The organism is Streptococcus sp. GMD4S (genome assembly GCF_000296955.1).
In genome coordinates this window covers 1-509 of the sequence record NZ_AJRE01000431.1, presented here as the reverse complement: position 1 = coordinate 509, position 509 = coordinate 1, and the positions used below count along the sequence as shown (strand labels likewise).

The following is a 509-nucleotide window of genomic DNA, read 5'->3' as shown; positions in this document are numbered from 1 at the left end:
ACTCGTAGTTACGATAACCAGCAAGGACAACGTGTCTACGTAACAGAAGTCGTGGCTGAGAATTTCCAAATGTTGGAAAGCCGCGGAGTGCGCGAAGGACATACAGGTGGGGCTTATTCTGCACCAACTGCTGGTCAATCGGCACCTGCAAACCCAGTACCAGACTTTTCACGTTCTGAGAATCCATTTGGAGCAACCAATCCATTGGACATTTCAGATGATGATTTACCATTTTAATGGACAATTAATACTATAAAGGAGAAAAAACATGGCTCAACAACGTCGTGGCGGATTCAAACGCCGTAAAAAAGTTGATTACATCGCAGCAAACAAAATTGAATATGTTGATTACAAAGATACTGAGCTTCTTAGCCGTTTCGTTTCAGAACGTGGGAAAATCCTTCCTCGTCGTGTAACAGGAACTTCAGCTAAAAACCAACGTAAAGTAACAACAGCTATCAAACGCGCACGCGTAATGGCTTTGATGCCTTTCGTAAACGAAGATTAAA

The 509-nt window shown here is 42.6% G+C and carries 1 protein-coding gene and 1 pseudogene; both read left to right on the top strand.

What is annotated here, in order from left to right:
* Positions 1-237, top strand: a pseudogene (locus GMD4S_RS10345) (single-stranded DNA-binding protein); the annotation flags it as partial.
* A 31-nt stretch (positions 238-268) separates the two neighbouring features.
* Complete coding sequence (rpsR, locus tag GMD4S_RS10340) at positions 269-508, top strand: 30S ribosomal protein S18 (protein WP_000068664.1); 240 nt, start codon at positions 269-271, stop codon at positions 506-508.
* Position 509 lies beyond the last annotated feature (1 nt).

What these genes read in the sequence shown, in the direction of transcription:
- rpsR (WP_000068664.1), top strand. Translation starts at nt 269, where the DNA reads ATGGCTCAACAACGTCGTGGCGGATTCAAACGCCGTAAAAAAGTTGAT.